General features: G+C 60.6%; 19 protein-coding genes. 11 read left to right on the top strand and 8 right to left on the bottom strand.

The genetic code is table 11. The features are described 5' to 3' along the window. The first annotated feature begins 93 nt into the window (after positions 1-93). The 4 genes from phnD to phnE (NA8A_RS06950) all read left to right on the top strand — a co-directional run bounded on the left by phnD (position 94) and on the right by phnE (NA8A_RS06950) (position 3,716). Positions 94-1,098 carry a phosphate/phosphite/phosphonate ABC transporter substrate-binding protein gene (gene phnD, locus NA8A_RS06935; RefSeq protein WP_009449941.1) on the top strand — a complete coding sequence of 335 codons (1,005 nt, stop codon included), beginning with the start codon at positions 94-96 and terminating at the stop codon, positions 1,096-1,098. Positions 1,099-1,306: 208 nt separating this feature from the next. Further along, positions 1,307-2,101 (top strand): phosphonate ABC transporter ATP-binding protein, encoded by a 795-nt coding sequence (gene phnC / locus NA8A_RS06940; protein ID WP_009449942.1) that lies wholly within the window; start codon positions 1,307-1,309, stop codon positions 2,099-2,101. Then, complete coding sequence (phnE, locus tag NA8A_RS06945; protein WP_051017968.1) at positions 2,098-2,919, top strand: phosphonate ABC transporter, permease protein PhnE; 822 nt, start codon at positions 2,098-2,100, stop codon at positions 2,917-2,919. Before phnC ends, phnE (NA8A_RS06945) begins: the two co-directional genes overlap by 4 nt. After that, positions 2,913-3,716: a phosphonate ABC transporter, permease protein PhnE gene (gene phnE / locus NA8A_RS06950; protein WP_009449944.1), complete on the top strand. Its 804-nt coding sequence runs from the start codon at positions 2,913-2,915 to the stop codon at positions 3,714-3,716. Before phnE (NA8A_RS06945) ends, phnE (NA8A_RS06950) begins: the two co-directional genes overlap by 7 nt. Before the next feature lie 181 nt (positions 3,717-3,897). On the opposite strand, the gene NA8A_RS06955 is transcribed toward phnE (NA8A_RS06950), so the two are convergent. Continuing rightward, positions 3,898-4,128, bottom strand: coding sequence for a hypothetical protein (locus NA8A_RS06955; RefSeq protein WP_177203392.1), 231 nt, complete (start codon positions 4,126-4,128; stop codon positions 3,898-3,900). A 500-nt stretch (positions 4,129-4,628) separates the two neighbouring features. On the opposite strand from NA8A_RS06955, the gene NA8A_RS06960 reads away from it, so the two are divergent. From NA8A_RS06960 to NA8A_RS06990, 7 genes are all read left to right on the top strand, one after another. After that, the gene (locus NA8A_RS06960) at positions 4,629-6,308 is read left to right on the top strand and encodes a Na/Pi cotransporter family protein (RefSeq protein ID WP_009449946.1); all 1,680 of its coding nucleotides are present in this window, start codon (positions 4,629-4,631) and stop codon (positions 6,306-6,308) included. A gap of 168 nt (positions 6,309-6,476) precedes the next feature. Beyond that, positions 6,477-9,377, top strand: coding sequence for a dermonecrotic toxin domain-containing protein (locus NA8A_RS06965; protein WP_143087998.1), 2,901 nt, complete (start codon positions 6,477-6,479; stop codon positions 9,375-9,377). Positions 9,378-9,536: 159 nt separating this feature from the next. After that, positions 9,537-10,316, top strand: a complete 780-nt coding sequence (locus tag NA8A_RS06970) for an ABC transporter ATP-binding protein (protein ID WP_009449948.1) — start codon at positions 9,537-9,539, stop codon at positions 10,314-10,316. After that, positions 10,313-11,065, top strand: coding sequence for an ABC transporter permease (locus tag NA8A_RS06975; protein WP_009449949.1), 753 nt, complete (start codon positions 10,313-10,315; stop codon positions 11,063-11,065). Before NA8A_RS06970 ends, NA8A_RS06975 begins: the two co-directional genes overlap by 4 nt. Then, the gene (locus NA8A_RS06980; RefSeq protein WP_202802930.1) at positions 11,044-11,841 is read left to right on the top strand and encodes a phosphorylase family protein; all 798 of its coding nucleotides are present in this window, start codon (positions 11,044-11,046) and stop codon (positions 11,839-11,841) included. Before NA8A_RS06975 ends, NA8A_RS06980 begins: the two co-directional genes overlap by 22 nt. A 42-nt stretch (positions 11,842-11,883) precedes the next feature. Next, positions 11,884-12,900: an ABC transporter substrate-binding protein gene (locus NA8A_RS06985; protein WP_009449951.1), complete on the top strand. Its 1,017-nt coding sequence runs from the start codon at positions 11,884-11,886 to the stop codon at positions 12,898-12,900. A 169-nt stretch (positions 12,901-13,069) separates the two neighbouring features. Beyond that, a complete protein-coding gene (locus tag NA8A_RS06990) occupies positions 13,070-13,837 on the top strand; it encodes an ABC transporter permease (RefSeq protein WP_009449952.1) in 768 nt (255 codons plus the stop codon). Between the two features lie 12 nt (positions 13,838-13,849). Here NA8A_RS06990 and pyrF read toward each other — a convergent pair whose 3' ends face one another. From pyrF to NA8A_RS07025, 7 genes are all read right to left on the bottom strand, one after another. After that, complete coding sequence (gene pyrF, locus NA8A_RS06995; RefSeq protein ID WP_009449953.1) at positions 13,850-14,746, bottom strand: orotidine-5'-phosphate decarboxylase; 897 nt, start codon at positions 14,744-14,746, stop codon at positions 13,850-13,852. 56 nt (positions 14,747-14,802) lie between these two features. Beyond that, positions 14,803-15,129, bottom strand: a complete 327-nt coding sequence (locus NA8A_RS07000) for a hypothetical protein (RefSeq protein WP_143088000.1) — start codon at positions 15,127-15,129, stop codon at positions 14,803-14,805. Positions 15,130-15,372: 243 nt separating this feature from the next. Further along, positions 15,373-16,656 (bottom strand): Zn-dependent hydrolase, encoded by a 1,284-nt coding sequence (locus tag NA8A_RS07005; protein WP_009449957.1) that lies wholly within the window; start codon positions 16,654-16,656, stop codon positions 15,373-15,375. After that, on the bottom strand, positions 16,653-17,597 hold the full coding sequence (locus tag NA8A_RS07010) for a dihydroorotate dehydrogenase (RefSeq protein ID WP_009449961.1): 945 nt from the start codon (positions 17,595-17,597) through the stop codon (positions 16,653-16,655). The genes NA8A_RS07005 and NA8A_RS07010 overlap by 4 nt, the downstream gene beginning before the upstream one ends. Beyond that, positions 17,591-18,439 carry a dihydroorotate dehydrogenase electron transfer subunit gene (locus NA8A_RS07015; protein WP_009756211.1) on the bottom strand — a complete coding sequence of 283 codons (849 nt, stop codon included), beginning with the start codon at positions 18,437-18,439 and terminating at the stop codon, positions 17,591-17,593. Before NA8A_RS07015 ends, NA8A_RS07010 begins: the two co-directional genes overlap by 7 nt. Beyond that, the gene (locus NA8A_RS07020; protein ID WP_009756212.1) at positions 18,436-19,725 is read right to left on the bottom strand and encodes a TRAP transporter large permease; all 1,290 of its coding nucleotides are present in this window, start codon (positions 19,723-19,725) and stop codon (positions 18,436-18,438) included. The genes NA8A_RS07015 and NA8A_RS07020 overlap by 4 nt, the downstream gene beginning before the upstream one ends. A 2-nt stretch (positions 19,726-19,727) precedes the next feature. Next, complete coding sequence (locus NA8A_RS07025; RefSeq protein WP_009756213.1) at positions 19,728-20,225, bottom strand: TRAP transporter small permease; 498 nt, start codon at positions 20,223-20,225, stop codon at positions 19,728-19,730. Positions 20,226-20,418: the final 193 nt, after the last annotated feature.

Here is a 20,418-nt window from a genome sequence, read left to right on the forward strand (position 1 = left end):
GTACCACAAAATGCCGATACGTTTTCGGACAACCGAGCCTGGGAGAGGCTCCGGGGTTTCACAGGTGCGCTGCGCCTGCACTGGAGGAGAGACATGACTTTGATGACCTGCAACGACCGCTTGGCCGGCGGTGCCGCGGCAGCCCTGTTCGGCCTGTCCGCCCTTTTTCTCAGTACGTCGGCCGGAGCACAGGAATGCGCAGAGCGCGGCCAGCTCGACACCATGTATTGCGATGCGAATGGCGACCTTGTGGCTGACGCGCCAAGCGATGCATCGAAGCTCCAGAATCCTGGTACGCTGGTGTTCGCTTACACACCGGTCGAAGATCCGGCGATCTATGAAGACATCTGGGAGCCCTTCATCGAACACCTGAAAAAGGTGACCGGAAAGGACGTGCAATTCTTCGCCGTTCAATCGAACTCGGCTGAAGTGGAAGCCATGCGCAGCGGCCGTCTGCACATTGCCGGCTTTTCCACCGGCCCGACCCCATTTGCAGTGAACCTGGCTGGCGCCGTCCCCTTTGCGATCATGGGGTCCGAGGACGGCCGCTTCGGCTACAAGCTGCAGGTCTACACACGCAAGGATTCGGGCATCAACGAGATGGCCGACCTCAAGGGCAAGCGCGTTGCGCATACCTCGCCCACGTCGAATTCGGGCAACCTCGCACCACGGGCGCTGTTCCCCAATCTGGGCGTGGTGCCGGAGCAGGATTACGAGGTCGTCTATTCGGGCTCACACGACCAGTCGATGCTCGGCGTCGTTGCCGGCGACTATGATGCGGCTCCGGTTGCTTCCGAGGTCGTAGAGCGGATGGCAGAGCGCGATCTTTACGACCCGGAGGAGGTGAAGATCGTCTGGGAATCCGATCCCTTCCCCACGACCTCCTACAATTATGCTCATGATCTCGATCCCGCGCTGGTGGAAAAGATCAAGGAAGCCTTCTTCACGTTCGACTTCAAGGGAACCGCGCTTGGCGAAGAGTTCTCCGGCGTCAGCAAGTTCGTCCCCGTGACGTACCAGAAGGACTGGGCAGTCATCCGGGAAATCCAGAAGGCGAATGGCGTGAAGTACACGCCACAGGATCTCGCCAAGGAATAATACCTCCACGTCCGGGCGCACGCAGCAAGCAGACCTCGCATGCGCCCGGACCTTTCGGCCCGGCTCTTCCGGGCCGCTTTTTTCCGCCTATTGCGCATCTAGCAAAGGGGCGGGATCGCCTGATATCCGCAGGAATGCGGGAAACAAGGAGATGCGGCGGAACAGCGTTTTTTGAAACGCGAGCCGTCCCGGTGTTCGGAGTGAACCCATGTTGAAGATTTCGCAGCTCGTGAAGCGCTACGGCAACGGTGCACCTGTGCTGAAGGGGCTGGACCTCGAGGTTCCCGGAGACAGCGTGGTTTCCATCATCGGGGCTTCGGGAGCCGGCAAGAGCACGCTCTTGCGCTGCATCAACCGGCTTGTGGAACCCAGCTCCGGCACGATCGAGCTGAACGGCCTGAAGCTCACCGACCTGAAGGGCTCGGAACTGCGCGCGGCGCGACGGCGCATCGGCATGATCTTCCAGGGGTTCAATCTCGTCGACCGTCTGACCGTGATGGAAAATGTGCAATCGGGCCGGCTGGGCTACCTGCCCACCTGGCGCGCCGTCTTTCGCCGCTATCCGAAGGAAGACATCCGCAGGGCTTATGAATTGATGGAACGGGTGGGCATCGCTCACTACGCAAACAAGCGGGCAGACGAGCTTTCCGGCGGTGAACGCCAGCGCGTCGGTGTGGTGCGTGCGCTGATGCAGGAACCGGAAATTCTTCTCGCCGACGAACCCACCGCATCTCTCGACCCCAAGACCTCGGAGCAGATCATGGAACTTCTGCGCGCTCTGTCGCGCGAGTTTTCGCTGCCCGTTCTCATCAATATCCACAATGTCGCCGAGGCCAAGCAATACACGGATCGCATCGTCGGCATGCGCTATGGCCGCATCATCTTCGACGCGGAACCCGCCGCCCTCGACAAGACGGCGATGGACGAGATTTATGCCGGTGTGCCTGCCGAAGAGCGCGGCGAGATGGACAATGTCACACCGCTGAGGGCGCAGAACGCATGAGCACCCAGTCAGCTCCCCTGCCAGACACCCCGCTACCAGACACCTGGCGCCGGCCACCGTTGATCAAGAACCCGGTGCTGCGCTACGCGCTGCTTATCGCGGTCGCGGCCTATTTCGCCTGGGCAATACTGGCTCTCCCCATCGACTGGGCCCGCATCTCGCAGGGCTTCACCCGCGCCGCGCGTATTTTCAGCGGCGCCTTTCCGCCGAGCTTCGAGCGAAGTGGTCTTCTGATCGACGGTTTTCTCGAAAGCCTGAAGATCGCGATCCTTGCGACAGTCGGCGGCGTGCTTCTGTCCATCCCCATCGCCTTCATGGCTGCCAAGAATCTGGCGCCGCGCCCCATCTATCTGATTGGCCGTGCGCTGATCATCATCGCCCGCAGCTTCCATCCCGTGATCGTCGCCATTGTCTTTGTGAAGGCGGTCGGGTTCGGACCCTTTGCGGGTGTTCTCACGCTCATCGTCTATTCGGTCGGCTTTGTTGCCAAGATGCTTGCGGAGCGGATCGAAGAGATCGACTGGGGCCAGGTGGAAGCGATGCGCTCCGTCGGTGCGGGCTACCTGCCAACCATGTTCTATGCGGTCTTCCCACAGATCATGCCGCGCCAGATCGGCCTCAGCATCTACCAGCTCGACAGCAATCTGCGCGCCTCGGCCGTGGTCGGCATCGTCGGCGCAGGCGGGATCGGCTCGACGCTCGCCAATGCCTTCGGCCGCTACGACTACGATTTCGCGCTGGCCATCACCATCGTCATCGTCGCCGCCATTCTCGTCAGCGAGGCGATCAGCGGACAGATCAGGAAGCGGATATGGTAAGCTTGGATTCCACGCCCGAGGAATGGGCCCGCTACACACCGCGCGAACGCATGCAGCGCTACGCGATCTTCCTCGTCATCATCGCCGCGATCGTGTGGGCGCTCGGCAGCATCGACGTGATCTGGCCCTGGGTGCTGGATGCTCCGCAGCAGATGGGCGATCTGTTCGGCCGCATGGTGCCACCCGACATCACCAATCTGTCGAGCATTTTGTGGGTGCTTCTGGAAACCGTGAACATTGCCACCATTGCGACCGCAATCGGCGTGTTCGTGTCGCTGCCCGTCGCTTATATCGCAGCACAGAACACGACACCCAATGCCGCCACTCTTTGGCTCGGGCGCTTCATTCTGGTTGCAAGCCGTTCGGTCAACACCATTATCTGGGCACTACTTTTCGTGGCGATTTTCGGCCCGGGGATCGTGGCCGGGATCGTGGCCATCATGTTCCGCTCCATCGGCTTCATCGGCAAGCTCCTGGGCGAAGCCATCGAGGAAATCGACCGCCGCCCCGTGGAAGCGCTGGAAGCCACCGGCGCCTCTCGCTTCAAGGTCATCGTCTATGCCATCGTGCCTCAGGTGATGCCGACCTTCTGGGCGGTCGCCATCCTGCGCTGGGACATCAACCTGCGCGAATCCACCGTGCTCGGCCTGGTGGGGGCCGGCGGCATCGGCATCATCCTGCAAAGCGCCATCGACACGTTCAACTGGCAGGAGGCCGCAACGGTTCTTCTCGCAATCCTCACGCTTGTCGTCATCGGCGAGGTCGTTTCGGCATGGCTGCGCAAGAGGATCATTTAATGGAATTTGCCATGCAATCGGCAGTCGGCTGTCCATTGCTAGGCGAAACGGAGCGGTGAATAGAGTTCTCTACAGTGAAGCCCGACCAACGTTTCCAGGGCACGTCCAAGCAACACAGACGTGATGCGCCTCCTGCTTCAAGAGGCACATCCGCAGTCAGCAGTTCATGCGAGAGAAAAGCCTACCCCATATTGGCGATAACACCGCCCGCCACGCCGCCGGTGATCGCACCGAGCGCCGCACCACCGGCCGTTCCGACAGCAGCACCGATAGTCGCGCCCAAACCGGCACCGCCAATGGCGCCAGTGAAGGTACCCACAACGGGAAACGCCGAACCGACGATCCCACCCGCGACACCCCCGATCAGTGCGCCAGCAGCAACGCCCACCGCGGCGCCTACAGGGCTACCCACCGCCAAACCGAATCCTCCGCCAGTGACAACTCCACCACCAATGGCGCTGGGGCTACGACCGCCGCCGCCAAAGCTAAGACGGTCAGACAGTGCGATAGAGAAATAAATACAATTCATCATAAAATAATCCCAATAAAAATAAAACAACAAGAAAAGTAAGAAATCGTAATTTACATATTATCTCCAAATTTAATAGAAGCAATTGATTTTTAAATCTCCATATTTTAATATGCAAGTCGAAAATACACAAAATATATACATAAGACCTACGAAAGCTGTCCAGAACATTGGAATTTTTGCCTCCGATCAAGAGGCTCGGTGAGCATGGCGCCAAGTCTGCACATTTGTCATTTCTGAATAACTAATGTAACATATTCGATTGGGAGCACCCCACGAACTTCCGCACCGATTGTGTTTCATTCGATGCCAGCCTGTTGAGGGACAGGGGAGAGAAGCGACGCGGCCAGGTTCCACCAGGTTGAGGAGAAACACGAGACGAAATGAGCGGTTCAGTTTTCTTTCTGCATATGGCAGGCGCGGTAGCGCTGCTTCTATGGGCCACCCGCATGGTGCGTACAGGCGTCGAGCGCGCCTATGGCAACGTATTGCGCCAGCGATTGCGCCGTACACTCGGCAATCCGGTGCTTGCCGCGCTGACAGGCCTTGCGCTTTCAATTGCCCTTCAAAGTTCGACGGCGGTTACGCTGTTGGTCGGCTCCTTTGCCGGGCTCGGCATCGTCACCGGGCTTTCGGGGATTCTCGCCGTTCGCGGCGCCGAAGTCGGCTCGGCCCTCGTGGTCAAGATTCTCACCTTCGATCTCACGCTTCTCGTGCCGCTTTGCCTGCTGGCCGGCACCTTCATCTTCATGGCGACGGAACGGCGCCAATGGCGTCAATTCGGCCGCATTCTCGTCGGCGTCGGCCTGCTTATCCTTTCGCTTGAGATGATGGGCGAGGCATCGGAGCCACTGCGTCAAAGCACCATTGTCCCGCTGATCGTGGGCTATCTGTCCAGCGACCCGATCACGGCGTTCCTGCTCGCCGCAGTGGTGACTTATCTTTTCCACTCAAGCATCGCGGCCGTTCTTCTTTTGACGACCTTTGCTGCGCGCGGCATCGTTTCGCCCGAGCTCGGCATCATCATGGTTCTCGGCGTCAATCTCGGCAGTTCCTTCATCGCACCGATGCTCACCCGCAGTTCGCCGCCCGCCTACCGCGTGGTGCCGCTCGGCAATCTTCTGATGCGCGGTCTGGGTTCGGTCGTGCTGCTCATAGCCTTCGTGATCTTCGATCCGACGCTCGAGCGCTTGGGCAGCGATCCCGCCGACCGCATTATCAATGCGCATATCGCCTTCAACGTCATTATCCTGATTGCGGGTATCCCGCTCTCCCGTCTCGTCCTGAAGGTCACGGAAGCGATCGTCGCTCTTCAGTCAGGCGGCTCGAAGGAAGAGGAAGAAGAGGAAACCGCTCTTCTTCCACACGAGGCAAGCGCACTGAACGACAACGCGCTCGATCACCCGCAACAGGCGCTGGCCAATGTGACCCGTGAAGCCGTGCGCATGTGTGAAACGATCGAATACATGCTGTGCCGCATTCTCGAACTTTATGAGAAGGCCGACCGCAAATCGATCCAGGAGTTGGCCGCGCTCGATGACACGGTTGACCGCCGGCATGCCGCCATAAAGCTCTATCTCGCGCGCATCACCATGCACGAGATGACTGACGAGGAAGCCCGGCGCTGCCAGGAACTTCTCGGCTTTTGCGTCAAGCTGGAGCAGGTGGGCGACATCATCGTGCGCAACATGCTGGCGCATGTGGAAAAGAAAATGGAACGGGGCGTCGAGTTCACCGACGAAGGATGGCGCGAACTTTCCAATTTCCACGCCTCCGTGCTCGCCAATGCCCGTCTCGCATTCAATCTGCTCGTCACCCAGGACGCCCAGACCGCGCGCGAACTGGTGATGGAGAAGGATCGCCTACGCGATGTAGAGAAGGAAACGAGCCGCAGGCATTTCGAGCGCCTGCGTCAGGGAACCGAACAGAGCGTGGAAACAAGCTCGCTCCACCTCGACACGATCCGCGATCTCAAGCAGATCAATTCCCTGCTTGCAGCTCTCGCTTATCCGGTTCTGGAGGAGCGCGGCCTCCTTAGCGGTTCCCGCCTCAAGGCGGTCTAAAATATCAGTGGTATTCCACCCATGAAAACGCCTCCGGAAACGGGGGCGTTTTCGTTTGCGCTCTTATCTAAATATGTATTAAGTAAAATTCTGCGAATTTCGGAGAGACTAATGAAATTATTATAATAATTCACAAATTTATATTTGTTATTTTTGAGGATTATTATTTTGAATATTTATTCAGGAATACATTCCCGCTCCCCGTCAGAGCCCAGCATCAACAAACCGTCCACCGCGCTTCAAACAGGCCCAATATCCGGCGGCGATACTCTACGAGAAACCTCTCTTTCATCCGCCGAGGACACCACTCGCTCGCCAGCACCGAGACCGGTCACAATCTTCAAGCCGGAAGCGGCAAGAAAGATCGGAGAGATCTCATCGCGGGTGCACCAGAGTTTTCCCGATCTCCAAAAGACGGCCCGAGAAACGGCCAGCGAGATCGTTCTGGAATTGACCGGCAAGCACGCCGACCCGGACAAGCTCTATCTTCATGGCTTCTCAAGCGCCAGCACGTCGCACACAAGCTTCACGGGGTGGGAGCATCATGATGCCCCGACATTTTCCGCAACCCTGACCGAGATGGTGCTGCGGAATTTCGATTCCCGCAAACAGGAACTGCAGTCCATCGATTTCAACGTCAACATGGGCGTCTACACAGACGGGCGTGATGGGGATTTTTACGGGGCAGGAAACGATTTTCCCCTTCCGGTTTCTGCGTTCAGAGACGCTGTATGGGCAAAAGACATACAGACGGTTTTCTCCAGAAAGCTCGAGCAATTCTGGTCCTCCCATGAGGACGATGTCCGCCTTCTCTCCAAGGCGCAGTTCCTGATCGAAATCGATGCGGCGAAAAATGCGGGTCGGATCTCGGACGGTGCCTATCGTGCAATTCTTTCTTCAACAGCACCGGAAGTGCTTGATGGAGAAGAACTCAACTCTGCCGAGCTGGCAGCTACGCATAAGCCGAGCCCAGAAGCGCCCGCACTGCGCTTCGATGTCAATGGATATACATCGAGTGACATGGTTCGCTTCAAGACACCGGAAGGTGGCATCGTCCTCTATAGTCCGGGCGAGCACCCCTCTCTCCAGCAGTTCGAAACCGAAGCCAAGGAACGCGACTGGGTTCTCGCACAAGCACGCAGCGAAAGCGGGCTACCGGTTCTAGAAAGGCATTTCTCACTCTATAACAGGCAGGACGGCATAACCTATACGGGCGCCGACAACGGGCTGAAGAAGCTTGCGGCCGGAACTTGGACAAGCGGAATCAACGTCAAGAACGAGCGCATTCAGCAGGATATCTTCACTGACATGGTGCAGCAGATGCGGGACCGCAGCCTGAGCGATGCCGATACACTCATCAAGTCGGACAGCGAGGTCACCCGCGATATGTGGCTCGACGACGTTAAGGCCTTCAACAGCGTGTTCTGGCCGATCCTGATAATCGTTCCTGGTAGTCCCGCCACACTCACCACAAGCATGGTCGGGGAGCTCGGCCTTGAATCGGACAAGGCCATCGATGGCGACACCTACGATGAACGTAGCGCGGGCGCGAAGCAGGCCATTTCCACCGCGGGCACAATGCTTCTGGGCGCTGCCCTTGGAAAGCTCCAAAGGAGCCTGGCTATCGACGAGGCCGGTTTTTCCGCACGGCCCTCCGAACCGACATCCGACACCCCCGGCATCGCAAAGGCCACATCCTCCCCACCCATCGCGGATATGGCCGCTTACGCCGTGCCGGATGCCACGGTCGCCAACGGCAAGATGAGCGCTGCGGGCATCTACCAGGTCGGGGACCGTTTCTTTATCCGGGCCTCAGATTCTGGCAGCACCCCGCAAACCTATGAGGTGCGAAGCGATTTCAGGTTCCGGGACCATTATGTCAACGTCATCGACCCACAATCGCGAAGGGCGGTGGCAATCATGCACAGTGATGGCAAGGGCGGCTGGCTCAGGGTGCCGGGAGACGGCGGAGGCGTCGACCGCCCGCCGTATCGGGCAGTGAACGCGGAAGACATAAAACTGGCACTGAACGCCCAAGGCTATCTCGTCGAAACTGAATCCAGCTGGCGCAAGGCGAGTTTCAATACGATCGAACAGATGAAGGAGCGGGTCGATCGGGTACGGCTCAAATTCGAGGATCTGGGCAGGGAGGCGGAACAGGGAGGCAGAGTCGGCGACTATCATCTTGTCTACAGGGTCGACAACGTGTCCCCCGAACGGATTCTCGCCGATGGATATTTTCGCCCTTCAAGACGTTTTTTCGCCCAACCAAACATGCTCCGCGCGCCAGCCACCATCGGAAGCGCATCGCTTAATGGGAATAACAATGTCTTGAGGTGGTGGTCGGCCGGCGACTGGTATGAAGGCGCGAGTTATCAGTATGCCATCGTTACCGAAGGCGAGCGCGTCGCTTCAGTGCTGGATGGCGGCGAAAGCGAAGAGGACGATTTCGACGAAGTGCATTTTCCACCACCCCGCGCCCAAAACGTCTATCTATTGGATTCTTCCGATGAGGAAATCCGCCGCATCATCTCGACACTGGCAGCCTCCAAGAGCGTCAACACCAGCTATGGCGTGCCATTGCAGACTTATGTGGACTACAAAGCGGGGACATTGGAGCTTGATGACGTTGTAGCTTCTCCCCCGTCCACCACTCTCAGCGGAACAGTTCCAACCGAACATGCATCAGTAACGGTTGGCTCTCTTTCAATATCGCGCCCACGAGTACAAAATTGGGTGGACTCCAGCCCCTTCGAGAAAGCGCCCGACGATCCAGACCTTGTTCCGCCCGAGCACGACGCCCCCTCCCCGGACTCTGCCTCAAGCCACCCGCATATAGCGGAAATTGAGCAAGCCGTGCCCGCTTGGGAGTACTTCAATCCCCCCGAGAAGAAAAACGGGGTGATAATGTTCAACCTGGCCCGTCTCAGAGATGATCACACCCGATGGCCCCAGACAAAGGTAAGCGGCAGTTCTACCCCATATGATCGCGCCGGCCTCGACAAGCAGTCGGTACGGTATCACAGGGCTACATATTTCGGGCAGGCCGCACCACCAAATGACTTGTGACATCAGCCCCCTTTGCGGGAGGTTCCATTCACATCTTGTCATATCTGGGGATTTTGCCGGCTTTAGACATTTATGACGCTGGGAATCCGTTTGACTCGTTGGGCCAGACCTGCGAGCCTTAATCCCAATAATGAGACAAATGGGGCATCTGTCGAAAAATTGGAACGGACGCATGAGCGACAGGCGAATGGCGAGCTGGTGCGCGCCGTTGGCCTTACCAAACTTTACAAAACCCGCAATGGCGATACGGTCGAGGCGCTTTCGCCGACCTCAATCGAGATTCGCGACGGTGAATTTCTGAGCCTGATCGGCCCTTCCGGCTGCGGCAAATCCACCTTTCTGAAGATATTAGCAGGTCTTGAACAGCCGAGCGGCGGCAGTCTGGAATGGCGCGACGGTCCGCCCTCCACTGGTGCCGATGTGGGCTATGTATTTCAGGAACCCGTCCTGTTGCCCTGGCTTTCGATCCTCGACAATGTGCGCTTCCCGCTGGATGTGTTCGGCGTTTCCAAGGCCGAAGGCAACGAGCGCGCGGCCGCCATGCTGGCGCTGGTCGGTCTCGGCGATTTCGGCAAGGCCCTGCCCAAGGAGCTCTCCGGCGGCATGCGCCAGCGCGCGGCAATCGCCCGCGCCCTCGTCTATCGCCCGCGCATCGTTCTGATGGACGAGCCGTTCGGTGCGCTCGATCTTCTCACCCGAGACCGGATGAATGACGAACTCTTGCGCATCCGTGCCGAAACCGGTTCGACCATTGTCTTTGTAACCCATTCCATCGAGGAAGCGGCTTATCTGTCCGACCGCGTTGCGGTCATGTCACCGCGGCCAGGCCGCATCAGCGCGCTGCATGAACTCGATCTCGGACCGGAACGCTCCGAGGCACTGAAGGACGATCCGCGCTTCCATGGCTGGCTCTCGACGCTGCGCAAGGAGCTGAAATGACCGGCCGCGTCACACGCCTCGTCTTCAACGTGGTGACGCCGCTTCTCCTGGTTGCGGTGTGGTGGGCCTATGTGAAGATATTCAACGTGCCGCGCTTCGTGCTGCCGGCGCCGGACGCCGTGTTTCGCGAACTCGTATCGCTGTTTGCGAAAGGCACCATCTGGCCGCATCTGGGGCACACGGTGGGTGTCATCCTTGCCGGCTTTGCCATAGGCGCCGCCGCCGGACTGGCGCTCGGCTTCATCCTGGGCAAGTGGCAGCGCGTGGAGCGCATCGTCGGCCCCTATCTCTTCTTCTTCCAGACCGCCCCGAAGATCGCGCTCGCGCCCCTCTTCATCCTGTGGTTCGGCCTCGGCCTGACCTCGAAGATCGTGCTAACCGTGTCGCTCGTCTTCTTCCCGGTCATGGTGGGCACCATGCTCGGTCTGCGCTCGGTGCCGGCCAATCTTCATTCGCTCTGCGCGATCCTGAAGCTCAGCCGCCGCGACAAGCTGTTGCGCGTCGAGCTCCCCTCCGCCGTTCCCGAGATATTCGCGGGCCTGAAGGTGGCCGCGGTCCAGGCGACCATCGGCGCGATCCTCGCCGAGTGGCTTTCGGGCGGCAAGGGGCTCGGTTACCTGATGGTCTTTGCCGGCACGACCTACAAGACCCCGCTGCTTTTTGCCATGGTGCTCATCACCTCGCTGCTCGGCATCATCGTCTACCAGTCGCTTGCAGCAACCGAGAAATGGCTCCTGTCATGGCGCTGAAGGAACGCTCCGCAATCTGGCCCTGGCGCGATGGCGTTCCGCCGCATCTGCCACGTCCCCGGACAATGCCGCGCGCCTTTCTCCTGCCCGGCGACCCCGCCCGCGTGGACCGGGCTGCCGAAGTCCTCGATGATTTCCGCATCGTCGGCCAGAACCGCGAATACCGCATGGGCTGCGGTAACTGGCAAGGGACCCTGATCGGTGTCTGCTCCACCGGCATAGGCGGCGCATCCACAGAGATCGCCATGGTGGAACTCGCAGCCATGGGCGTGGACGTGACGATCCGTACCGGTGGCATGGGCGCGCTTGCCGCCGATCTCTCCCTCGGCGATTTTCTGATCGCCGATGAAGCGGTGCGCAACAGCGGTGTTGCAAGCTTTTATGCGGGTCCGGGTGAAAGAGTGCGGGCTGCCAGCAGTGTCGTCGATGCGCTCGAAGAAGCACGCAAGGCACTCGGCCTCCCAGGCCGCACCGGAAAACCCGCAACCGCCGATGGCTATTACCGCGCGCAGGGCCGCCCCGACCGGCCGGACGGGGCCGGCAATCCTTCTCTTCTCGACGCGCTCGCAGCGAAAGGTGCTGACGGGGTCGAGATGGAGGCCGAGGTGGTGCTTGCAGCAGGCGCAGCCCTCGGCCTGAAGGCCGGCGCCGTGCTTGCCGTCCATGCCCACCGGCGCAGCGATGGCTGGCTTGAAGATTACGAGAAGACGCAGCGCGATCTGTTGTTCATTGGCGCCCGTGCCGCGGCGACGGTTCTCGCGACTGGTCCGGTTTAACAACAACAAACGTCAAACAGCATCCCCAAGAGGAGAACGACGATGAGATTCCTATCAGCATTCGGCAAGGCGGCGCAGGCCGCCCTCATTGCCGCGGCAACCGTCTTCGGCATCCAGGCCGCATCGACCCCCGCGACGGCTCAGGAAAAGGTGACCATCCAGATCGACGGCGCCGCGGTGCCCTACTATCTGCCCATGTATGTCGCCGACCACTACGGCTACTTCAAGGAAGAAGGGCTGGAGGTCGAATTCCTTTACGCCAACGCCGCCGATATCCTGAACAACATCGCCGCCGGCAATGTGCAGTTCGGCTTCCCGAACGGCGATGCGGTGATTTCCGCGCGTGCCAACGGCCTGCCGGTGAAGGTGGTGCACTCCACCTATCAGCGCGGCATCGGCGCCGTGCTCTTCAAGCAGGCGAGCGGCATCAAGACCCCCGCCGATCTTGCAGGCAAGAAGGTGGCTGTAACCAGCTATGGAAGCCCCAACTATATCCAGCTTCAGGTCATGATGAGCCAGGCCGGCAAATCCGTCGACGACGCCAATGTCGAGATCGTCGGCACCGGGGCTATCCTTGACGCGCTGAAGTCCGATCAGGTCGATGCCATCGTCTTCTCCATGTTGCGCTATTACGCGCTCAAGGCGGAAGGCGTGGATGTCGGCATGATCCCGTCCGATGATTACCTGCCGAGCCATGGCAATGTGCTCGTGACCTCGGAAGACTATCTGGCTGCGAACCCCAAGGTCGTGAAAGGCTTCATCGCTGCGCTCGACAAGGCGCTAAAGCACATCGTCGACGGCGACGTGGCAAAGGAAGTCTCCATGGTGATCGACACCTACACGCCTACCTTCGCACCGCAGAAGGACATCGTGACCGAGATCATCAACGAGGTCTTCGTCAAGACGCTCTGGCAGAGCGATGACACAAAAGCGAACGGCTTCGGCTATGGCAATATTGCCTCCTGGCAGAAGACAATCGACGTCGCCAAGGAATATGAAGCCATTCCGGACAGCTTCGACGCTGCCGACCTGGTCGTCGAAAAGCCCTCCGATTTCTAGACGCATTTGCGGCCGGGTGAAATCACCTGACGGGCGCATAAATGCCGGAAACAAGAAGATGGAGCGGAGCAGCGTTTCCGCGAAGCGATGAACCGCTCCAACAACCATCGGGCCGGGGCACGGATTGTTGCCCCGGACCGCCTCTGAAAATGCAAACCCGGACCGAACCATGAAACGCGCGATCATTTCCCTGGCCGTCTTCATCCTCCTGTGGTGGGGGCTCGTGCGCGTGTTCGAGGTTCCGGCCTATCTCGTGCCCTCGCCTGCCGACCTTGGCGCGAAGGCATGGTTCCTGACCACCCAGGCCGGCCTTTTCAGCCATGTGCCGGTAACGGTTTTCGAAATCCTGGCGGGCTTCGTGATCGGGACGGTGGTGGGCGTTCTGACGGCGGTGCTCTTCGCGCGGGCCCCCCTGGTGGAGCTGGTGCTCAACCCGCTCATCATCTTCGTGCAGACCGCGCCCAAGATCGCCATTGCGCCGCTGCTGCTCCTGTGGCTCGGTCTCGGCGCGACTCCGAAGATCGTTCTGGTGGCAATCGTCACCTTCTTCCCCGTCCTCTCCAACATGCTGAGCGCACTGCGCTCCATAGACCCGAACCTTCTGTCGCTCGCCCGCATCCTGCGCATGAACCCGCTGCAGCGCCTGTGGCGCATCGAGCTGCCGCAGTCCGTGCCACTACTTTTTGCCGGCATGAAGGTGGGCGTGACGCTTGCCGTCACAGCGGCCGTGATCGGCGAACTGATGGGTGCGCGCGCCGGCCTCGGCTATCTCCTGAGCCTCGGACAGGAAACGGCCGACGTCGGGCTCGTCCTCGTCGCCGTCATTCTGCTCTCGTTGGTGGGATATGTGCTCTATCTGCTTCTGGGCATTGCCGAACGACGCATGCTCAGCTGGCATGAGAGCCGCGAAGCGCTCGACAACCTCGCCGTCGAATAATGGCGGAGCTTTTCAGCCGGCTTTGGCTGTATCGTCCTTGCCCGCCGCCAGCGGGTGGAAATGGGCAATCCTGTCGAGGAGAAGCTGCCCGTAGTCATCGCGCGACATCGCCCGGTCGCTGACCCGCAGCAGGCCCCGCGACACCGGCACCAGAAGATCGCCGTCGTGATCGCCTCGAAGCGCCCTCACGGTTGCGACATCACCACCCTGCGCCCCCATGCCGGGTGCAAGGATGATCGCGTTCGGCAGAAGCTCCCGCAACCGCCGCGCCTCGCTCGCAGCAGTAGCGCCGATCACCGCGCCAATGGGGCTCAGGCCCTGCGCATCGACCGTTGTTTCGGCAATGGAGCGAATGAGATCGGCCACCCGGTCGGAGATCGCGCGGTTACCCGAAATGCGATCCTGCAGCCATGCAGCCCCCGGATTGGAGGTGCGGCACAGGATCAGAATGCCCTTGCCATGTTGCCGTGCGGCGTCCACGAAAGGTTCCAGCGTGTCCGGTCCCATAAGCGGGTTGACGGTTATACAATCGGCCTCAAAATCACCACTGCCGCCGGCCGATTTCGGCACGAGATAGGCCCGCGCATATGCAGCAGACGTGGCGTCGATATCGCCGCGCTTGGCGTCGAGCACCACACCGATGCCAGCACCGCGGGCGCGCTTCATGCCGCGCGAGAGCGCCTCCATTCCAGCCAGGCCGCAGGCCTCGAAATAGGCCGCCTGAAACTTCATGAAGCCGACGGAACCGATGATCGTCGACAGGACGAAATCGGTGTACCGGAGAATCCAGTCTGGCCCATCATCGAAGACCGCAGGCAGATCCGGCAGATGCGGATCGATGCCGGCGGTCAGCGGCCCGAATTGCGCGTCATTGGCCCTGACGCGCTCCGTCCAGGAAAGATGTTCCATGCCGTCGTCCTCCGTCTGGCCGGCAGCACCCTGCCGCCGGCGTGGCGAGGACCGTGTCAGCTCTTGGCGAACTGGGCTGCCAGCTTGGCTGCAACGACATTGAGAGCGTCGAGCTTTTCCTGCGGCGAGCCGCCCTTATGGGCACGGTCCAGCGTATTCACCATGTCACTGAAGACTTCCAGCTCTTCACCCGCCGCCTTGAGGGACAGGGGCTGGTCGTCATAGGCCTCGACGAAGCGCTGCGCTGCATAGGCGATCAGCAAAAGCGCCGCAGCGTTTTGCGGCTCGCTGGCAATGCGCGCACGGGCAGCGCGGGCACAGCCGTCATAGGCGCGCACGCTTCCACCCTGTTCGTTGAGATCCTTCAGAAAAGTATCAAACATGTTCATGTCCTTTGGTACTTGCTGCGGCAGCCCGGATGCATCGCCATGCGCCCGATGACCGGCCCTGACGGGAAGCCTCCATCCCCCGCACCGTGCCCCTTAAGGCCCGGCCCGGTAAAGCTTGCCGGTTTGTTCCGTATAGTCGATTTTGCCTCGTCTGTGTGACGATGAATGCAGCCGACCCTTCGGAAAAAGACGGGAAGCTTATTTGCAGGCATTTCGCAAGGCCTGAATGTCGCGCGCTCATGGCCTCTCAGCCAGAAATGCGAAAAGAATGTCCACGCCGGCCAGAAAATCGTCGATTTCCATCGCCTCCTGCGGGTTGTGCGAGCCATTGCGGTTGCGCACGAAGACCATGGCCGAAGGCACTCCGGCCCCGGCGAAGACCGCCGCGTCGTGCCCGCCGCCGCTCGGCATGATGAATGGCTCCAGGCCGGTGCGCACCATCGCCTTCTCCAGCCCGGAAACCAGGTCCCTGTCGCACAGCGCGGGCTCCACCCGCAGTTCTTCGCCCGTCTCGAAGCGCACCTTGCGGTCGCGCTCGATCTCGCGCATCTCGCTTTCCAGAAGCTCGCGCATGTCGTCCAGCGTGGAAGCCTTCTGGCTGCGGATATCGAGACTGAAGGAGACGCTGTCGGGAATGCGCGACATGGCATGCTTTTCAGGGTCGGTCGCCACGACACCACTGGTCAGAACCAGATCGTCGCCCTTGTTCAAAATGGTGGTCCAGCTTTCGTCGAGCCGCACCAGGAGGTCCGCCATGGCCAGCACAGGATCGCGGCGGTAGGCCTTGGGCACCGCCCCCGAATGGCCGGCTTCTCCAAAGCAGGTGATCGAGCGGTAGCGGATATTGCCGCGAATGCCCGAAACCACCGCCGCCGGAATATCCTTGCCGACCAGAAGCGGTCCCTGCTCGATATGCAATTCGAGATAGGCTTCGATACGGTCGAGGTCGATCAGGGGTTTGCCGGCACGAATGTCGTCAACCGGCAAGCCGATCTGTTCCATATGTGCTTCGAGCGTGCGCCCGTCGCCCTTGTGCCGGGCATCCATCTCGCGCCCTGCGAGCGTGCCTGTCAGCGCCTTGGAGCCGATATAACACGGACCGAACCAGGCGCTTTCCTCCCCGCGCATCGCAAGCACATGGACGGGCCGCGCAAAACGCTGCCCCATGCGATGAGCCCGCACGAGGCAGACGAGCCCCGCCACGACGCCTGCAAGACCGTCGTAATTTCCGCCGAAGGGAACGCTGTCGACATGCGAGCCTATGACGGCGAAACGCTCGGCCTCGCGGTCACCCGGCAATGAGAAATTGGCATTGCAGCCCGCATCGTACCAGACTTCGAGCCCTTCGGAGCGGGCGAAGTCCTCCAGATATTTCAGGGTGCGGGTTTCGATGTCGGAAAATGCCGGACGGCTGACGCCCTCGGTATCGGGCGTCATCGCGGCGATTTCGGCGAACAGGCGCTCGGCCAGCGCGTGGTCGGCCGCGTGCATGTCGCCCACCGGCTCCGGCCGCGCATTCATGGAGCGGCCTCCATGAAGACCACGGCCTCGTTCTGCTCCCCATCGATCACAGTGCCGATCAGGTCGCGCACGGAAGACAGTCCTTCTGCCGCAAGCCAGGATTCCAGCCCCTCGATGATCGAGACCATCGCCGTCGGATGAATGAAGGTTGCCGTTCCCACCTGAACGGCGGAAGCGCCCGCAATCAGGAATTCGATCACATCCTCGACGGTGGAAATGCCGCCGCAGCCGATCACGGGAATCCTCGTCGCCCGCGCGCATTGATAGGCCATGCGCAGTGCGATCGGCTTGATGCTGGGGCCGGAAAGTCCACCCATCAGATTGCCGAGCTTGGGCCGGCGCGAATGGATGTCGATGGCCATGGACAGGATGGTGTTGGCCACGACCAGTGCGTCGGCACCGCCCTCTTCGGCAGCCCGCGCCACCTCCGGTGTCTCGCCCGTATTGGGGGTAAGCTTGGCCCACAGTGGCAGCTTTGTCGCAGCCCTCAGCTTGCACATCACATCATAGGTGGAGGACGGACGAATGGCGAAGGCCTTGCCGTCCTCCTCGATGTTCGGGCAGGAGATGTTCACCTCGATGGCCGCGACGCCGTCGACGCTCACTTCCGAGCAGAGAGTGGCAAATTCATCCGCCGTGTTGCCGGAGATCGAGACCACCAGCGGCGTTTCGTAGTGCCGGTAAAAGGGCACGACCTTTTCCAGGAACGCACCGACGCCCTTGCTCGGGATGCCGATGGAATTCAGCATCGAACCGTTGACCTCGCAAACGCGCGGCGTGGGATTGCCGTCGCGCCAGCCGCGCGTGATCGTCTTCGTCACATGCGCGCCCAGACGATCGAGGTCGAACACCTCGGCCAGCTCCTCCGAAAAGGTACCGGAGGCCGGCATGATCGGGTTCTTGAGCTTCAGGCCCGCAATATCGACGGACAGGTCTACCATGCTATCGCCTCCATCATGTCGAAGACGGGACCCTCGCGGCAGACGCGCAGATGCACCTGCTTGTCGCCTCGGTTGAATGGGCGCACGCAGCAATGGCACATGCCAATGCCGCAGGCCATCTGCTGTTCCAACGCGATCTGACCGGGGATGCCATGCCGCGCGCCGATCTCCTGAAGAAGGCGCAGCATGCGGTTGGAACCGCAGGTGTAGAATGCATGGGCCTTGCCCGCCGCCACCAGCTCCTCGATCACACGCTCAAGGTTTTGCGGCTCGGAGGTGCCTTCCGCGTCGGTGAGGGTGATCACGTCCGCGCCGAGATCGGCGAAATAATCCGTCGACATCAGATAGTCGGGATGGCGCGCGCTGCAGATCGCCGTCAGATGGCGACCAAGGCGATTGGCTTCGAGCGCCAGCGGAGCGAGTGTCGCAAGACCGACACCGCGCGCCACCAGAACAAGGTTCTGCCAGTCATCCGCGATGGTGAAGGGCTCGCCAAGCGGCCCCAGAACATTGAGCAGGTCACCGGTACCAAGCGTAGCGAGCGCACGCGTTCCCGCCCCTGTGACCTTGTACAGGAAATGCAGTTCGCCCGTTTCCGGATAGAAGCCATAAATGCTCATGGGCCGGCGCAGGTAAGGCGTTTCCCCCCCTGCCTGCGGACACAGGAGGTGAAAGAACTGGCCGGCGCGGCAGCGCGCCAGAAGATCGGCGGGAGCATCGAGCACCAGCTTGCGATACTCGCCATTGACCGGCAGGTTCTCCTTCACCGCAAGCGGCATCTCGAATGCCTTCACGGACACCGCATCGTTCGCCGGAACGAGTTTCTTGTGAACGCCCATCATCCGAAAACGAGCCTCGGCAGGAAGGTGGAAATGCCCGGCAGATAAGTAATGATGCCGAGAACGATGAGATTGGCGACGATGAACGGCCAGACACCGGAAACGATGGTCATCACTGGCTTCGACAGCGTCGAGGACGCTACGAAGATATCCAGCCCGAAGGGCGGCGTGATCATGCCGATCGAGATGTTCAGCGTGACGATCATGCCGAAATGGACCGGGTCGATGCCCAGCGCCAGCGCGACCGGATAGAGCGGCGGCACCAGGATCAGAAGAGCCGAGTTCGGGTCGATGAACATGCCCGCGATCAGGAAGCTGACATTGACGATCAGCAGGAACATGATGGGTCCCGCATGGATCGCCTCAAGGAAGCCGGTGATCGCGGCCGGGACCTGCGCCAGCGTGATGAAATAGGAAAGCAGGCCGCCGAGCGCCAGAAGGATGAAGATGATTGCCGTCGAGATGGCCGCGCGTTCGGTCAGTTCGAACAGCTTGCGGATGGTGAGCTCGCGGAAGATCACCCCTTCAACGAAGATCGCATAGACCACGCTGACCGCTGCTGCCTCCGTTGGTGTGAAGAAGCCGCTATAGATGCCACCGAGAATGATGACCGGCATGCCAAGCGCCCAGCCCGCATCGCGGATGGCAAGGGCGCGGTCGCGCCAGCTCGTGCGTTCGCCACGCTCAACGCCGCTGCGGCGCGCCTCGATGGCGGTCATCACCGCAAAGGCAAGGCCAAGCACGAGACCGACAGCAAGGCCGCCCACGAAAAGCTTCGCAACGGATGTGCCCGTCATCCAGCCATAGATGATGAAAGTGATCGAAGGCGGAATAAGCAGCGCTGTCTCCGCGCTCGAAACGATCAGGCCGAGCGTATATTTCTCGCTGAAGCCGGCCGCGCGCATCTCTGGATAGACCATCCGGGCCATGGCCGCGACCGTGGCGGGCGCCGAACCCGAAACCGAACCGAAGGCCATCGAACCGCCGATGGTCGTATAGCCCATGCCGCCGCGCGTATGCCCGACCAGCACCTTGACGAGACCCGTCAGGCGGCGCGCGATCTGCCCCTCGCCCATCAGTTCGGCGGCGAGGATGAAAAAGGGAATGGCCAGAAGCGTCGTGTGATTGATGCCGCCAAGGATTTTCTGCGCGATAACCGGGTCAGGAAGCGTTCCATAGAAGAACTGCTTGATCATCAGCGCCGGCACGCCCAGCACGAGAAACATCTCGAAACCGAGGACGAGCAGGGCGACCGCGACGATGACGACGAGCGCGAGAAGGAAAATCATCGCTACTCCTCCGTAGCCTGACCGGCAAAGCGGTCGATGAGGCCGAAGAAGCTGAGCGCATAGCGCAGCGCCATCAGCGCGAAGCCGATTGTCGGCGCGAGATAGATCCAGAAGACAGGAACGTTGAGCGTCGGGCTTTTCTGGCCCATGCCATAGACGAAAGCCGTTATCTGGTAACCGAGCCACATCAGATAGATGCAGAACACGAAACCGACGGCGTCGATGATGCGCCGCAGAGGCAGGCCAGTGGCGCTGGCGATGCGCTCGCGCCAGGTGTGGACACCCGCATGCCGTCCCCGCTCAAGCGCCAGCCCGACCGTCAGAAATACGAGAAACAGGCTCATGAGGCGCACCGCCTCCTCCACCCAGGCGAATTCGGAAGCGAAGGTGCCGCCCACCTGCCGGGCAAGGACGTTGACGCAGTAAAGCCCGACCATCAGGAGAAAGATGGTCACAGCGGCAAAGCGCTCGGCGGTTCTGATGAAATCCAGTGCTTTCAAGAATCCAATCCCCGGATGGCCGGCGCGCTGGCCGGAGCTTCATTGCCGGTAACCGCAGCATCTTTTCCGGCGATGCTCCACTCCCAAAAGCGGAAAATGCATCGCCAACGCTCCCGCAAGCCCTCTCGCCAGAGAGGTTGAAAGACAGCGCCGGCTGCGGAACAGAGATGCGCCGGCAAGCCGGCGCATCCGA

Source organism: Nitratireductor indicus C115 (assembly GCF_000300515.1).
GTDB classification, from domain to species: domain Bacteria; phylum Pseudomonadota; class Alphaproteobacteria; order Rhizobiales; family Rhizobiaceae; genus Nitratireductor; species Nitratireductor indicus.

Coding starts and splice junctions, on each gene's coding strand:
- phnD (WP_009449941.1), top strand. CDS start 94: ATGACTTTGATGACCTGCAACGACCGCTTGGCCGGCGGTGCCGCGGCA.
- phnC (WP_009449942.1), top strand. CDS start 1,307: ATGTTGAAGATTTCGCAGCTCGTGAAGCGCTACGGCAACGGTGCACCT.
- phnE (WP_051017968.1), top strand. CDS start 2,098: ATGAGCACCCAGTCAGCTCCCCTGCCAGACACCCCGCTACCAGACACC.
- phnE (WP_009449944.1), top strand. CDS start 2,913: ATGGTAAGCTTGGATTCCACGCCCGAGGAATGGGCCCGCTACACACCG.
- NA8A_RS06960 (WP_009449946.1), top strand. CDS start 4,629: ATGAGCGGTTCAGTTTTCTTTCTGCATATGGCAGGCGCGGTAGCGCTG.
- NA8A_RS06975 (WP_009449949.1), top strand. CDS start 10,313: ATGACCGGCCGCGTCACACGCCTCGTCTTCAACGTGGTGACGCCGCTT.
- NA8A_RS06980 (WP_202802930.1), top strand. CDS start 11,044: ATGGCTCCTGTCATGGCGCTGAAGGAACGCTCCGCAATCTGGCCCTGG.
- NA8A_RS06985 (WP_009449951.1), top strand. CDS start 11,884: ATGAGATTCCTATCAGCATTCGGCAAGGCGGCGCAGGCCGCCCTCATT.
- NA8A_RS06990 (WP_009449952.1), top strand. CDS start 13,070: ATGAAACGCGCGATCATTTCCCTGGCCGTCTTCATCCTCCTGTGGTGG.
- pyrF (WP_009449953.1), bottom strand. CDS start 14,746: ATGGAACATCTTTCCTGGACGGAGCGCGTCAGGGCCAATGACGCGCAA.
- NA8A_RS07000 (WP_143088000.1), bottom strand. CDS start 15,129: ATGTTTGATACTTTTCTGAAGGATCTCAACGAACAGGGTGGAAGCGTG.
- NA8A_RS07005 (WP_009449957.1), bottom strand. CDS start 16,656: ATGAATGCGCGGCCGGAGCCGGTGGGCGACATGCACGCGGCCGACCAC.
- NA8A_RS07010 (WP_009449961.1), bottom strand. CDS start 17,597: ATGGTAGACCTGTCCGTCGATATTGCGGGCCTGAAGCTCAAGAACCCG.
- NA8A_RS07015 (WP_009756211.1), bottom strand. CDS start 18,439: ATGATGGGCGTTCACAAGAAACTCGTTCCGGCGAACGATGCGGTGTCC.
- NA8A_RS07020 (WP_009756212.1), bottom strand. CDS start 19,725: ATGATTTTCCTTCTCGCGCTCGTCGTCATCGTCGCGGTCGCCCTGCTC.